At 48.9% G+C, this 15,519-nt stretch carries 13 protein-coding genes; all 13 read right to left on the reverse strand.

Annotation, left to right across the window (positions count from 1 at the left end):
* Window positions 1-246: 246 nt before the first annotated feature.
* Complete coding sequence (locus DXA87_RS13085) at window positions 247-1,758, reverse strand: carboxypeptidase M32 (RefSeq protein WP_117504779.1); 1,512 nt, start codon at window positions 1,756-1,758, stop codon at window positions 247-249.
* Between the two features lie 2 nt (window positions 1,759-1,760).
* A complete protein-coding gene (locus DXA87_RS13090; RefSeq protein WP_021903991.1) occupies window positions 1,761-2,435 on the reverse strand; it encodes a hypothetical protein in 675 nt (224 codons plus the stop codon).
* A gap of 12 nt (window positions 2,436-2,447) precedes the next feature.
* A complete protein-coding gene (locus DXA87_RS13095) occupies window positions 2,448-3,152 on the reverse strand; it encodes a DUF5058 family protein (RefSeq protein ID WP_117470017.1) in 705 nt (234 codons plus the stop codon).
* 36 nt (window positions 3,153-3,188) lie between these two features.
* Complete coding sequence (locus tag DXA87_RS13100; protein WP_117504781.1) at window positions 3,189-4,718, reverse strand: AbgT family transporter; 1,530 nt, start codon at window positions 4,716-4,718, stop codon at window positions 3,189-3,191.
* Window positions 4,719-4,961: 243 nt separating this feature from the next.
* Window positions 4,962-5,561 carry a TetR/AcrR family transcriptional regulator gene (locus DXA87_RS13105; protein ID WP_117470015.1) on the reverse strand — a complete coding sequence of 200 codons (600 nt, stop codon included), beginning with the start codon at window positions 5,559-5,561 and terminating at the stop codon, window positions 4,962-4,964.
* A gap of 27 nt (window positions 5,562-5,588) precedes the next feature.
* A complete protein-coding gene (locus DXA87_RS13110) occupies window positions 5,589-6,335 on the reverse strand; it encodes a CvpA family protein (RefSeq protein ID WP_242998075.1) in 747 nt (248 codons plus the stop codon).
* A 114-nt stretch (window positions 6,336-6,449) separates the two neighbouring features.
* Window positions 6,450-7,286 (reverse strand): HAD family hydrolase, encoded by an 837-nt coding sequence (locus tag DXA87_RS13115; protein ID WP_117483939.1) that lies wholly within the window; start codon window positions 7,284-7,286, stop codon window positions 6,450-6,452.
* A gap of 285 nt (window positions 7,287-7,571) precedes the next feature.
* Window positions 7,572-9,788, reverse strand: coding sequence for a tetratricopeptide repeat protein (locus DXA87_RS13120; RefSeq protein ID WP_117504785.1), 2,217 nt, complete (start codon window positions 9,786-9,788; stop codon window positions 7,572-7,574).
* Between the two features lie 45 nt (window positions 9,789-9,833).
* Window positions 9,834-10,433, reverse strand: coding sequence for a recombination mediator RecR (gene recR, locus DXA87_RS13125; RefSeq protein ID WP_015554029.1), 600 nt, complete (start codon window positions 10,431-10,433; stop codon window positions 9,834-9,836).
* A gap of 2 nt (window positions 10,434-10,435) precedes the next feature.
* Window positions 10,436-10,786, reverse strand: coding sequence for a YbaB/EbfC family nucleoid-associated protein (locus DXA87_RS13130; RefSeq protein ID WP_021903984.1), 351 nt, complete (start codon window positions 10,784-10,786; stop codon window positions 10,436-10,438).
* A 142-nt stretch (window positions 10,787-10,928) separates the two neighbouring features.
* A complete protein-coding gene (dnaX, locus tag DXA87_RS13135) occupies window positions 10,929-12,647 on the reverse strand; it encodes a DNA polymerase III subunit gamma/tau (RefSeq protein WP_117504787.1) in 1,719 nt (572 codons plus the stop codon).
* 6 nt (window positions 12,648-12,653) lie between these two features.
* A complete protein-coding gene (locus tag DXA87_RS13140; RefSeq protein ID WP_117470010.1) occupies window positions 12,654-13,736 on the reverse strand; it encodes an ATP-dependent 6-phosphofructokinase in 1,083 nt (360 codons plus the stop codon).
* A gap of 282 nt (window positions 13,737-14,018) precedes the next feature.
* Complete coding sequence (locus DXA87_RS13145) at window positions 14,019-15,506, reverse strand: metallophosphoesterase (protein WP_117504789.1); 1,488 nt, start codon at window positions 15,504-15,506, stop codon at window positions 14,019-14,021.
* Window positions 15,507-15,519 lie beyond the last annotated feature (13 nt).

Genomic DNA, 15,519 nt, shown 5'->3' on the forward strand with positions numbered 1-15,519 from the left:
GTATTATAATATCAAATCCCCACGGAAAAGTCAACACTTTTTTCCAGTTTTTTTGAAGTTTTTTCTTTTGTTTGTGCAATTACAACATATTGCGGTTCATAATCGTTTTACATACAACATATGCAATTCAGTATTCAAGCCATCATTTGAGCAATTTCAAATTGCTCTTTTACACTATAAAAACAGGGATTGCAGCTCAACGTTTTCTCCTGCTGCAATCCCTATTATCAAACTAACTTGTCCTTTTTAAATATGAATACCATATAAGTCCGCATACTTCTCTTTCATGTAGTCAAGGAATGGCACAGCGTCCAATGTTTTTCCTGTCAATCGCTTCAACATTTCTCCCGATGTATAACAGCACCCATACTGCCAGATATGTTCCTTCATCCACATGTTCAGCCTGTCAAACTCTCCGTGGCGTATCTGCTCATACAAATCCGGAATCTCTGATAACAATGCCTTTCGAATCTGTCCATCATAAATATTTCCCAAAGCATAACTTTGGAAATATCCAATATAGTCTCCAGCCCAATGCATATCCTGTAAAATTCCTTCAGTATCGTTTTCAGGACAAACTCCCAGATATTTTTTATATTTATCATTCCATGCAATGTTCAGATCTTCCGTTCCTATTTTTCCGCTGAAATAATCGCGTTCCAGCTCATATCGCAAGATAACATGAAGGCTATATGTAACTTCATCTGCTCCAATTCTGCGCAGACTTGGATGGACTGCATTCATGGCTCGATAAAATTCATCCATTTTTATATCTTTGAAGAACGGGAATGCTTTCTGAAATTGTGGATAATAAAACTCCCAGTATTCCCTGCTTCTTCCCACGATATTTTCATAGAATCTGGCATTTGCTTCGTGAAAGCTGCCTTCTATTCCTCCCCACATGTTTGCTGCATTGACCTGGTCGTTTCCGCCGCTGGAAAACATTGCATGTCCCGCTTCATGAAGACAGGTGAAGATCAGATGTGGACTTCCGCTTCTCTGTGTTGATACGCGGGCATCCTGCGGTCCAAGAAATGACGTAAATCCGTGAATAACCTTGTCATTAAATCCACCCTTTCGCTGATCATATCCGGCTTCCGCTGCTAATCGTCTTCCAAATGCAGACATTTCATCCGGATCCTCTTCTCTGAGAAATATTTCTTCATTTACTCCAAGATCTGCTTTTGTAATCTTGTCAAGAATTTCTCCGATTCCCCGTTTTAATACATCGAATTCTCTGCTTACGTCTGCACTTTTCAAACCTTCATCCACAGCTCCGATCATCGTGTCAAACGCAGGGGCATCCGGATCTATCGCCAGGGCAATCTTCTTTTTCAGATCAAATACCTGTTTCAGCCACGGTTCAAACACATGATAATCTTTCCGCTCCCGTGCATGTTTCCATGCCGACATCACATCCGCACGCAGAAGATTATACTGTTTCATCGTTTCTTCCGGTACACGGACAGCATTCCGGTACCTGCTTTTAAATGTCCGGATCAGTCCATGTTCTATTGGGTCCTCTATTTGTCCTTCATCTACATTTGCAAAATATTCAAAGGCCTTTTTCGCATCTTCTGTTTGAAACAGCCCCGCCTTCTGTGTCCCGACAAAAGCGCTCATCTGCTGGCGATACGCGCCTCCAAGCTCCGGAAGACCGGACCATTGATCCAGTTCAAACAGGGATTCTATACTCTTATAATAGCGAAAACGGTCATTTACCGTCCGGATTATATCCATATATTCCTGACATCGCATATCTACTCTCCCCTTTCCTCCTTTTTCTCTGTTTTCAGATAATCCATTACCGCGACCGCTGCTGACACGGCAATCACAATCAACATATAATATGCACTTGCCACTTTTGTACAGTAGCAGAAGAACAGGCAGACTGCCAGTGGAATCAGATAGTGAAAGATTTCTTTTTTCCCTTTTATCACAGTCTGAGCCACAAGTCCTCCAAATAGCGCCGGAACTACATAGTCAAATGCAGGTTGGAGAACAGGTGCCTGGATAATCGGGGTAAGCGGTCCTGATACAACGACCCCGAGTGCAACAATCACTATAGATGTGATCACAGAAGCGCCGCAAGCAATAATTGCCAGCGTATGACACTCATCCGTATTCGGTTTGATTCCCAGTGCATTGATTGTGCCAATCGTAGCAGGCATTCTAAGATTGGTGACATTGCCGGTAATGTAAGAAAGGTATAATGCTCCTGGTCCCATAACCGACATATAGCCGATCGTTTCCGATGGAAGATATGGTGCCATAAATAAAACAACTGCAACAAATCCAGGCCATAGTTCTCCAAAGTCCGGCCAAATTCCGTAAATAAGACTGGCTGCTACCGGAAGCCCTATCATTGCCGCAAGAAGAAGGAGGCTTGTCGAAATTCCGAACTTATGGATCCATTTTTGATAATTGCTTTTCATTTTTCCTGCCCCCTAAAAAATAACACAGGCTGCCGCCATTGCCGCAAGCATGCTGATCGTCATAATATAATCTGTGAGCCATTTTGCCTTTTCTACTTTGTTCGCAACGAGCATAAGAAATGCTCCTACAGCAAAGCTGATGCAGAATACAACGCCTTTCGTCGACATGGCGCTGAAACCATATGACACTGATACATAGGCCATAACACCTACCAGGCATCCGCTTCCTACCGCCAGAACAAGTTTAATATTGATCTTTTCTGCTTTTTCATAAAGCATCGAAATCGGTTTAATGGCAAATGCCGACCATAAAATACACACGCTTCCTCCAATCGTCATTACCCACAAGGCCGCGATCCATCCATTCGCGCTGTACCCGTTGATCTGGAATGTCTCTCCCAGGCACGATAACGCAGTTGTTGCTGCATATGTTTCATAATAAGCAGAGCCGATAACCGAAAGACGCAGCCACGGAAGCGGGATTCCCAGGAGTGGTGTGAGCGAAAACAACACCAGTAAAACCGGAAGTGTTGGCATGATACTGATCGTGATCCCTGTCTTTAAACCCTTTTTTAGCTGCGATTGTTTCAGACCGATCTCCATGCCGTGTTTCCATGCTTTGCTCATGAAGAGCATACATTGAGCTATTACCGCAAAGAGCAACAGTCCGACCCATATAAACAGCCATTTATCATTACATATCTCTGTATATTTCATTTCAAAATCTATTGCGTAACTTGCAACATTCCTTTCCTACATAAATACATATGCCCCTGGTCCAATTGGAAGATTTAATGTTACCCAAATCACCAGCTGAACGATCCATCCCAGCAAGAATGCAACTGAATACGGGAGCATCATGGAAATCAAAGATCCCATTCCAAAGTTTTTATCATATTTCTTAGCCATTGCGATCGCAATCGGAATATATGGATAGATCGGAGTGATCGCATTCGTTGTGGAATCTCCGATTCTGTATACAACCTGGGCAAATTCCGGGCTATATCCAAGCATCATCATCATTGGCACAAGAATCGGCGCAAAGATATACCATTTTGCTGTACCACTTGTCATAAACAGGTTAACCACACAGCACAGGAGAATAAAGAAGAGCATTAACGGGATCCCTGTGAATCCTGCCGCCTGCAATGCACCCGCACTCTTGACCGCAATGATCATTCCCAGATTCGTGTAATTGAACATGTTGATAAACTGTGCGATTACAAATACCAGCACAATATATCCTGTGGTTCCCTCCAGCGACTTCGCCATGATCGTTGGCACATCACTGCTGCTTTTGATCGTTCCTGCTTTTAATCCGTAGACAATACCTACCAGAATAAAATAGATGATCAGGATCGCTACCAGTCCCGTAATCAAAGGTCCATTTAAAACAGAGCCGTCTTCGCCCCTGAAAAAGCCGTTTTTCGGAACTGTAAGTATGGCAAGGAGAGCAATATAGGCGATGCTGAAAATACCAGCCGCTCTCAGCGCGCCAGCCTGAACCGGTGTGATCTCCCCCGATGCATCGGCTGCCCCAGCCTCTCCATTTGCCGGATCATATTTGCCAAGACGCGGAACAATGAAATATTTGTTTACAACAACACCAACTGCGGTAAGCATGAACACGGAAACGATCATAAAATACCAGTTGGCAGTTGCATTAACTGTAATCGACGGATCTACAAGCTGCGCTGCCAGTTCAGTAACGCCGCAAAGGAGTACGTCTGTTCCTGATACGATCAGGCAGGCTGTGAATCCTGCATTTGTTGCCGCATAACCAGCCAGAAGTCCTGCGATCGGGTGCATTCCAACAGCCTGGAATGCTGCGGCTGCCAGTGCCGGAACAACAATGATTGCTGCCTCCGAAGCAATACTTCCATTAATTCCAAGGAATAACACGGTTGCAGTTAATGCCCAGAGTGGTACTCCAAGAATCGCTTTTCTCATAGCTGCAGTCAGTAATCCGACTCCTTCAGCAAATCCAATTGCCATCTGCATCGCGAGTACCAGACCAAGTGCTGAGAAGCCCTGAAAATTTTTTAGTAAATTTTCGAGCAGCCATACAATTCCATCTCTGCTGAAAATTGCTTTTGCCAGAACAGTTTCTCCAGTTGTCGGATTGATCACCTGAACTCCTGCCAGGCTGCACACTGTACTGATTCCAGCAAGAATCAGGCAGAGCCACAGGAACATAATATACGGATGCGGCAGCTTATTGCCGACCGTTTCGATCACATCCAGGATCTTTCCTCCTTTTTTCTTCTCCACAGTGTTGTTCATACAAACATCCTCCTCGTATTTTTAAAAATGACTACAGTCATTTTTATCTATCATACCTTCTCTGCATGAACTTGTCAATCATTTTATGACCATGGTCATTTATAGCAACCTGCCTTTTAATATAAATGCTCATTGTTAGTACGTCAGTGCCTTTTTGTTTGGCAGTATCCCCCGCAGAATTTCCTGTCAAATAAAAAGCTGAGTACAGAATCTCTTTCTATACCCAGCTCCTCTTGTTATTCATTATTTAGACTCGATATTCTTACTTTCCCTGCGGATTGCGCGGCAAAACATCCTCGCAAAGTTTTCACATTCTTGTTTTAGAACAAACTCATCTCCCTGTATACACCACTCAAAAAAGATTCCCCTGATACAGGTGACAAATCGATTTGTCAGCACAATACTGTTTTCCTCTGCCGAAAAAATTCCCACATTCTGTCCTTCTTCAATTAATTCGTGCACAACCCGGTACAATGCACGCTTTGTATAAAGATCTCCATTTCCCTGTTCCATCAGCTGGTTACTATACAAGACCCGTATAACATCCCGCCCCATCACATTTTCCGTAAACTCACTGGAACTTTGGGTAATGACGAGAAGTCGCTCTTCAACTCCCATCTCCGGCAAGAAACCTGAAGCAACTTTGTCATAGTAATCATCATATGCTTTCAGCATGTAAATGAGAACATCCGCTTTTGTCTCAAAATAGATATAAAAGGTTCCTTTTGCCGTTCCTGCACACTTAACAATCTCATCTACAGAAACCTTGTCATATCCTTTGGTTCGGAATAATTCGATCGCACATTCATAAATATGCCGTTTGGTTTTTTCTCCTTTTTTCATGGCATTCCTCCGTTTAATCTACTCCCGTTACAGGACAGACTTTACCAGACCGACTACAAGGTAGGAAAGTATATTGTGGTCATACAGCCACGTCAGCCAGATACTTCCATTGATCTGGGTGATCATGCTCTTTCCGATCTCACTGCCTGAAAACAGGGTAAGGACCAGGGCGCCCACCCATATAAAGATCAATGCTTCCGCGAGTCCCAGAACCGCACCGGCGATCTTGTTAAGCCCATACAGGATCGGCAGTCTGGAGATCAGGTTCAGCCAGACTATGATGATATGAAGGAACGCATAGAATACTATAAACAGCACCGTAAATATGATCACGCGGATCACACGGTCTGCAAGGTATTTTCCCACATAGTCCTCAAAGATCTGGACGCCCATCTCCTGATATATTTCTCCGTTGTTATTCTCGATCAGAAGCTTTTTGATCTGGTCCGGGATCTCCAGGCTCTCTATGACCGCGCGTTCCCCGGCTTTTCCCGCGAGACCGGCTGTCTGAGCCATCTCTTCCATCTTCTCATCAAGGCCGCTGGCCTTCAAAGCACTCTCCTTCATCGTTTCGTATACAGCCGTATTATGTTCCAGCCAGGCTGCCGCCTGTGGAATCGCTACACGCGCTGCAAACAGCGTGATGAAAAGGGACATTGCGGAAACTGCTATTTTTATAAAACCTCTGTAATGACCGTAGAGCATCATCCCGATGAGATATACCGCTACAGCCACTTCCAGCCAGCGGCTGGATAGAATCTCCATTATTTCCATTATTACTCCTGTCACATATGTGCATAGTTCTTCCGTAAAACAGACAAAGCCTGGATGATCCAGATACCCCGCCGCGTCTATTACCTGAAAGTCCTCATATGCCCATCATTCCTGTTATATCTGAATTCCTGTAAAATGGCAGATCGCCTTCGCGACACCTGCCTCATTGTTGGTCTTCGTGATATAATCTGCTGCCTCCTTTACGGATTCATGGCCATTTTCCATGGCAACGCCAATTCCAGCCATGCGGATCATGCTGAGGTCATTCTCCCCGTCTCCAAAGCCCATGGTGGACTCTCTGGCGATTCCCAGACGTGCGGCAAGACGGAGCAGCGCTCCGCCCTTATCAGCTCCCTCCGCGTTGATCTCGAGGTTATTCGGGATCGATGAGGACACAAGGATCCCCGGGAGCTTCGAGAGTTCCTCTCTCATCCGCTTTCTGGCATCCATGTCACGGAAGAACATGTTGATCTTCTCCGCGTCCTGTCCCCGCTCTTTTAAGTAAGCGATATTATCGGGAACCGTGTCCCTGGTTCTGCGCACCAGCTCCGCCAGTCCCTCCGATGAGACATATTTATATACATCATTGTAGAACTCCGGCATGGTGTAGCCGATTCCGCCCACATATACATCATACATGATCTCATCCGGACTTGTCCGGGCCATCATCATGATCTTTTCTGCCAGAGCCACCGGGATCCGGCAGGAGTCGATGATCTCGTTTTTCGCAAGGTCTACCACCTGTGCCCCGTTCGTGAGGATCGCATAGTGTACGCCCGGCAGATTCCGAAGCTCATCCGGCAGTCCGCGCATCGTGCGGCCTGTCGCCGGGACGATCTCGATCCCCTGTGCCGCGCATGCGCGGAAAGCGCGCAGGTTCTCCTCCGGGATCCCTTTTTCGTCATCAAGCAGCGTTCCATCCATGTCCGCCGCGATCAGCCTGATCTCCATATCTTTTCTCCTATAAGAAATCTAGCGCACATGCAAAACATTGTTTACGGCGATACTCCGGAATTGAAAATATCTGTTGCAAAAGGGCCGCATGCGCATTCGTCTTGTCTGTGTTCAGCAAACATTAGTTCGTGTGTATTGGTGAAAAATTTGCGCACCCACTCATCGCAAAAACAATGAGCTTATGGTGCGCATATATTCAGTTCCTATAAGCATGTCACGGAATTCCTGTGTGCCGTCTGAGCTTGCCCAGAACAGTGCGCAGGGATCCCATCACACTCTTTATCAGTCAAAGAAATCCTTTTCATGAAGGATCAGAAGACCTTCTTTTGTATAAGTCGGAGAGAAAAGTCCCGAGATCTTCTTTCCAAGAGACTTTTTCTCTGCCTTGTCAGCAGCTTCCTCGATCAGATCTACGGCTGCTGCCTTTGTCAGGCGGACTTCATCCTCCTCCATCATCTCGATGCGCTCATAGAGGGCGAGAAGGCTCTTTCCGGTGATGCTGCAATCGATCTCCGTCGCATACTTGCACGCGTACTGGGCGAACTCATCCGGATCCATCTCTTCTTTGTCATCGTAGTCTTCCGGAACAACTTCCTCTTCCGCTGCGGACGCAGCCTCCTCCGGGAGTTCCGGCTCTTCTTCAGTCACTGGCGCCTTTTTCTGAGGTTTCTCCTGCTTTGCGAAGAGTTTTGCCTTCTTCGGCGGTACGTATTCCTCTGGCTCCGGTTCTTCCTCGTCCTCTTCATCTGTTTCCGGCTCGGATGATTCTTCCAGGATGTCCGTTTCCTCTTTTTCGTACTCCGGTTCTTCCTGCAGTGCTTCAGCGTCTTCCTGTTCCGGCTCCTCTTCTGTCTCCTGCTCCGCGTTTACCACATCACGGGCGATCTGTTCCTGCTTTTCTGTGGAGCGCTTCAGCGCAGCTTCCATCTCGGTATCTGCCTCTTTCTGCGCAGACGCGTTCTCATCGCTTCCGATATACTGGAACTTGCTTGCAAGGGATGTATTATGGGCATGGAGTGCCTCAAGGTTTTCCGGTGTATCGATCAGGACAACGATCATTCCGGAGCGGTCTTTCTCCATCAGATCATCCAGTTCGTTCTGGACAGCATCAGTGAGTCCTGCCGCATGCTGGATGATCAGGTCTTTTCCTGCCAGCATATCGGCTACCGCGCTGATTCCGCGTTTATTTAACTTTTCACTGCTGATCTTTGCAACCGGATTCTTGATGCCGAGCTCACGGTGGATCTCCTTTAAGGAGTTGACAGCCATGGAAAGCCCTTCCTCGTCCGTCTCCGCCTCGATCATCAGGTTGTTGGTATCCAGCATGTCATCCAGGGATTCCAGCTCCAGCTCTCCATCGTCGTCCTCCTCTTCCGGAGCCGGGATGTTGCGGACCTGGTTTCGGCGGGCACGTTCGCGGTCGATCTCCGCCTGCTTCTTCGCACGGCGTTCCTCTTCCTCGCGTCTGGCGGCTTCCCGCTCTTCCTCAGCACGGCGGAGAGCTTCCTCTTCCATCTCTTCCCGCTCTTTTGCGGCGCGGATCGCCAGCTTCTGGCGCTCGATCTCACGCTCTTCCCCGGTCGGGATCGTGTTTTCTTCCTCCTGTACTTCCGGTGCAGCCGCCTGTCCGCCTCTGCGGACCTGGCTTAAGTCAGCGATGGTTCTTGTGGCACCCATGTCATCGTCTTCCTCGACAACAGCAGTCCGTCCCTCTTCCTCAGAGAGTCTGGACATCTCGTCTGCCAGCTTTTTCGCCTGGGCATCCTCATGAATCTGCATGGCAACCTGCTTGGAAGCTTCGGAATCCGGGGTTCCCTCATCATAATCATCCAGCTCCGGGGCATTTCCGCTGTACTCTTCCTCAACAGCGCGCAGCTTTGCCTCGTATTTGTCCCTGTTTTCCACAAGGTCCATCTGGTATTTGTTCAGCGGCGCGTACTGGAGCTTCAGATCCATTGCCTTATCCACATATTTGCCGAGACCAAATAAGAGCATGATGCGGTCACATGTGGCTACACACTTGTCCTCGATCCCGGCTTTGTGGTAGAGGTCAGCCAGTTCGTAGAGCCATTTTTCATCCACCTCGGATGCTGTATACACTTCCAACGCGCGGATCAGCTGATCCACCGGCGCTTTCTTCGCTTTTAAGATCTTGTAGCGGAGCAGATACTGGCGCGGATCATCCTGCGCGAGATCACAAAATTCTCTGTAGTATGCCTCCGCTTCGGCGGTACTTCCGTCCTTTAAGGCGAGATCCGCCAACTTATAGAGCAGGCGCTTTCCTACCGGCGCGCGCTCGAATGCCAGGAGCAGAATATCCTTCGCCTCCTGGTACTCTTCATTTTTCTCATAGATCTGAGCGATCATGGACAGCAAGCTTGCGTTGCGGACACGGTGCCAGTCAATGGTATCTGCGATCTTCATCGCAGTTCCGTAGTCTCCGCGGCTGACCATCTTTTTGATCTGCTCAACTTTAATATTAAACTCGTATTTATCCATTTCTTTCGCATCTCCTGAAACCGCCCAGCTGTCCAGCTGCCGGTTTTATAACTCCACCCGGCCTTCTAACGCCCGAAGAAGTGTGACTTCGTCAATATATTCCAGATCGCCGCCGACCGGAACGCCGCTGGCGATCCTCGTCACCTTGATCCCTGTCGGTTTGATCAGTTTACTTATGTACATTGCGGTCGTCTCACCCTCAAGGCTTGAGTTTGTGGCGATAATGACTTCCTTTACTTCCTCTGTCTGAAGACGCATCATCAACTCTTTTAATTTGATATCTCCCGGGCCGATTCCAAGCATCGGGGAGATCGCGCCGTGAAGCACATGGTACACCCCGTCGAATTTGCCCGTTTTCTCGTACGCCGCCAGATCGCGCGGGTTCTCCACGACCATGATCACGCTGTGGTCCCTCGTCTGACTCCGGCAGATCGGGCAGAGTTCCTGATCCGTCAAGGTAAAGCACTCCTTACAGTAATGAACATTGTGCTTCGCGTCGCGGATCGAGCTGGAGAGACGTTCTACCTGTTCCTCCGGCATGTTGATGATATGGAATGCCAGACGCTGGGCTGTCTTGTTTCCGATCCCCGGAAGCTTCGACAGCTCCTCGATCAATTTTGATATCTGACTGCTGTAGTAATCCATAATTAGAAGGAAAGTCCTCCCAGGTTTCCGAGACCGCCTGTGAGCTCAGACATCACTGCGCTGGATTCAGCTTCCATCTGGTGGAAGGCCTCGTTTGTAGCGGCAACGATAAGGTCCTCAAGCATCTCAACGTCATCCGGATCTACTGCCTCCGGTGAGATCTTTACAGCGACAACTTCTTTTTTACCGGATACGGTAACGGATACAGCTCCGCCGCCTGCTGTTGCTGTGTACTGCTTCTCCTCAAGCTCTTTTGTCTTCTCTTCCATCTGGCGCTGCATTCTCTGCGCCTGTTTCATAAGATTTGTCATATTGCCCGGCATACCGCCCGGGAAACCGCCACGTCTTGCCATGGTGTAATTCCTCCTGAATATTCATTATTTTCTATGTGGCTGTCTTACAGCCATTTTTCACTCCCGTCAGGCGGGAGTAACGGGTCCTGCTTTCAGCTTTCGACCCGGATATTTTATTATTAATCGCAGCATGCTGCTGCGGCTAATCTTCGATCGTGATATCCATATGGATGTTTTCCCTCAGCTCATCATCGCTGATGTAGCGTGTATCCATCCGTTCCCCGCTCTCCCGGACACGGGATTTAAAATACAGGGATTTTCCGTATTTCTGTTCCACATACCGTTCCAGGTCCCCGAGAACACTCGGGCGGCTTCCGATGGCAAAGTTCATCGGATCATTGAATACGATGCAGAGACAGCTGTCGCCCGCCGGTTCCACAACCGTCTCCCGGAAACTGGGGCGGATGGACATGCCCATATCACGGACGATCTTTCCCCACTCGTTGCGGATCATGTTGAGATCTTCCAGCTGGGCTTTCGGCAGGGATACGGTCCTCGGCTCATAATTCTGGCCCGCACCTTGCTGGTTCTGCATATCTGCCGTATTCTGTGCAGGCTGCCCTGAGGGGACCATGCCGTTTCCCGGCGCACCAGCGCCGCTGTAGACCGGCTGCGCGTATGCCTGCGGCGGGATCTGCTGCCCGGCATTTATCATGGGATCGCCGTCCATTCCGGCAGTCTGTACCGGAACATAACCGCCCGCGGACATTTCCTCCACCATGCGCTCCAGCTTCTCCAGCCGTTCCAGAACAGAATCCATGCTCTGTTCCATCTCCGGCTTTGTGAGCTTGATGAACGCGAGTTCGATCAGCACACGTTTCTGGTTCGCGAAGCGGATCTGGTTCGACAATTCTGAGAACACGCGGATATACCGCATCAATGTATTCTCATCTACAAGCGCCGCATCTTCCCGCAGCTGTGTCAGATTATCCTCTGACATATCTAAAAGGTCTTCCGCGTCATCTGCTGTCCTTAAAAGCAGCAGATTGCGGAGGAACCAGATAAAATCCACTACAAACTGGGACAGTTCCCGGCCCTGGACTACCATCTCCTCGAGTTTCAGGATGCAGTCCTTCGTCCGGTTCTCCCGGATCGCATGGAACAGGTCCCGGAATACGCTGTTGTCCACAGCGCCGAGAACATCCAGCACATGCTCATAGGTCAGTGTCTCGCCGAAATGGAACGCCGCGCACTGGTCCAGGAGACTTAAGGCGTCTCGCATGGAACCGTCTCCGGCTTTTGCCACGTAGCGGAGTGCTTTGTCCTCCACCGGCATGTTTTCTGCTTCTGTCAATTCCTTCAGCCGGGCCGTGATCGTGTCCAGCGTGATGCGCCGGAAATCATATCTCTGGCATCTGGAAAGCACCGTGATCGGGATCTTATGAACCTCCGTGGTCGCAAGGATAAAGATCACATAGGACGGCGGCTCCTCAAGTGTCTTTAACAGGGCATTGAACGCGCCTGTGGACAGCATATGAACCTCGTCGATGATGTATACACGATATTTTCCTTCCGTCGGCGGGTACTGGACCTGTTCCCGGATCTCACGGATATTCTCAACGCCGTTGTTGGACGCAGCATCGATCTCTACCACATTTAAAGATGTTCCAGCTAAGATCTGCTTACAGCTTGGACATTCCCCACAGGGGCTTCCGTCCACCGGGTGTTCACAGTTTACCGCCCGGGCCAGGATTTTTGCCACCGTCGTTTTACCTGTTCCGCGGGTTCCGCAGAAGAGATAGGCGTGACCGATTCTGCCGGAACCGATCTGATTCTGTAAAGTTTTAACGATATGGTCCTGGCCTTTTACATCCGCAAAGACCTGCGGACGCCATTTCCTGTATAACGCTTGATATGACATGTTCTATCAGTCTCCGAAACTGATTCCGATAAGCTTCGCTTCTTTTACAATATCGGACTGCGGATCCACATATTTCAGTTTGCCGGCAGATTCTGCCAGCGGGATATCCGTGATCACATTGTTTTTTACAACGACCAGCTTGCCGAATTCATTATTTTTGATCATGTCGGCCGCATGTGCGCCGATTCTTGTGGAGAGCACACGGTCATACGGAACCGGAGTGCCGCCGCGCTGCATATGACCCGGAACCGTCACTCGGATCTCCTGGCCTGTCATCTCCTGGATCTTCGCGCCGATCTCATACGCAACGGATTGGTATTTTGTGGCGCGTTCTTCCAGATATTTCTTATATTCTTTCTTGGAAAGGGCTGCCTGCTCTTTTGAGATTGCGCCCTCTGCCACCGCGAGGATCGAGAAGCGGCTTCCATTCTTTGTGCGCTCTTTGATCTTCTTTACGACCTTGTTTAAGTCATACGGGATCTCCGGGATCAGGATGATATCCGCGCCGCCGGCAATTCCCGCGTGAAGGGTGAGCCAGCCGACCTTATGTCCCATGACTTCCACAATGAAAACACGTCCATGGGAGGACGCGGTGGTGTGAATGCAGTCGATGGCGTTTGTGGCGATATCCACAGCGCTCTGGAATCCGAAAGTCATGTCCGTTCCCCAGAGGTCGTTATCGATGGTCTTCGGGAGACCGATCACATTGAGTCCTTCCTGGCTTAAGAGGTTCGCCGTTTTCTGGCTTCCATTTCCGCCGAGGACCACAAGTGCATCCAGCTTCAATTTATAGTAGGTGTGCTTCATAAGCTCCACCTTGTCGAGTCCGTTCTCGTCCGGCACACGCATCAGCTTGAACGGCTGTCTGGAGGTACCGAGCATCGTTCCGCCTTTTGTGAGGACACCTGAAAAATCTGACTGTTTCATCATCAGGTAGTTTGCGTACATCAGACCTTTATAGCCGTCTTCAAATCCGATAATTTCCACTTCATCTTTGTAGATCTGGTACAGACCTTTCGCGACTCCGCGCATCGTTGCGTTTAACGCCTGGCAGTCGCCGCCGCTCGTAAGGAATCCAACTCTCTTCATCGTCTTGTCCTTTCTCCGATTTCTTTCAGTCGAAATATGAATGCATGTATCCAAGATAAGATTATAATACAAAGAAAAGAGAGGGGCAAGGAAAAAATCTTTGTACGGAATTTTCTGAACTGAAAATTCCGTACAATACAGTGGTGGTAGTGGATTTTGCCGATTTGGAATGCGAAGCATCGGCAAAATCAGTTACTGTTTGCGCAAAGTGTGAACAGTAACCAGAAAATCCCTACCCTGGGCAGTAATAACTTGCTGCATCTCTCTTTTCTTACGGTAATATTATGGCCGCTTCAAGTGGATCGGATTCGGGATCTCCGCGTGATTGTTCGCCGAGATCGAGTCGCGCATCATTCCGTCGAGCTGGCGGAACTCAGTGCTGGGATCCATATAGCGGACCCAGAGTCCGTAGCCGAACTCATTTTTCTTCTCCGAGTAGCTGATCGGCACACCGGCATAGTAGTCTTTATACAGATCCGTATAAAAATCGACCATGACTTCCCTTAATTCTTTCGGAACATCTTCCAGCTTCCGGGCTATCTGGTTTTTGAGGACCGTCTGCAGATAATTTTCTGTGTAGGACGAGAAGTCGAGAAGATTCTCATCGGTCTCCCCATTCGCAGCCGCCCAGCTGGAAACATCCACGGTCTTTGCCATGTAGTCGATGCTGCCGTCCGTATTTAATGTCACTGTTCCGTACTGGCACGGCGGCAGGATCAGGGAATTGCTGACGATCTCCCATATTCCGTATGTATCTGAATCCATTCCCGGCTCCGTCAGGTGTTTCATGACCTTCTGTGTATGCAGATGGCCGCTGAAGTACACCGGTGTCAGGTAGCGCTCGAAGAGTTCTAAAACCTCGTCACAGTTTTCGATCACACATTCTTCCACGTAGACACGGCTCAGGCGCTGGAGATTATGGTGGCCCACAGGAATCACGGTGATTCCCTCGGCGTACGCCTCCTTCAGGCATTCTTCCATCCACTCGAGCGTGCCCTCTTTGATCTCGCCGTAGACCTCATTTTCCGGCTCGCAGACCGTTGTGTCCAGCATCATGAGCCAGGTGGTATCGTTTAACTCCACCAGGTAACTTAAGGAATCCGGCGCCCCGCTCTTCGCCTCGTTATAGCCGAAGTCCGCGTAGATCTCCCGGAATTCTTCCGATGTCACACTCTCCACATCGGTTCTCTGATCCCCGAAGTATTCTCCGGCGTCTGGCTTATTGATATCGTGGTTTCCGGGGATCACATAGACCGGAACTCCCGCTTCTTCGATCTCATGGAGCTTTTCGGAAAATTCCAGGTGGTTTGCCTTTTCACCGTTTAAGCTCAGGTCTCCGCTTAAGATCAGGGCGTCAGGGTTGGCTGCGAGGACTTCCGATTTAAACGCCTGCCATAACTGTGGCTGATAGCGGATCACTTTTCCATCATTGCTATTTACGAGACTGTCAAACGCCGCGCCGTAATCCGTCATGGATGGTGACATATAGTGCGTGTCAGAGGCAATAATCAGATGAGTCTCCACCTTTTCACGGTCCACCGGGTCTCCGGGACCTTCCGTCTCCTCCTCAGTCGTTTCTTCTGTCTCGGTCTCAGATTCTGTTTCCGTCTCTGTGGGCGTTTCTGATTCTGTCTCCGTTGTTGATTCTGTCTCTTCTGTGGCACTCTCTTTCGTCTGATCCGGGGCATGATCCCGCACCGCGGGCAGGACAAAGATCACTCCGGCCAATAAAAAAAGAAGCGCCAGCAATAACAGAAATTTCTTTCTCATTAGCTGTCACCTC

The sequence above is a fragment of the Desulfotomaculum sp. OF05-3 genome, assembly GCF_003435535.1.
GTDB classification, from domain to species: Bacteria; Bacillota; Clostridia; order Lachnospirales; family Lachnospiraceae; genus Pilosibacter; species Pilosibacter fragilis.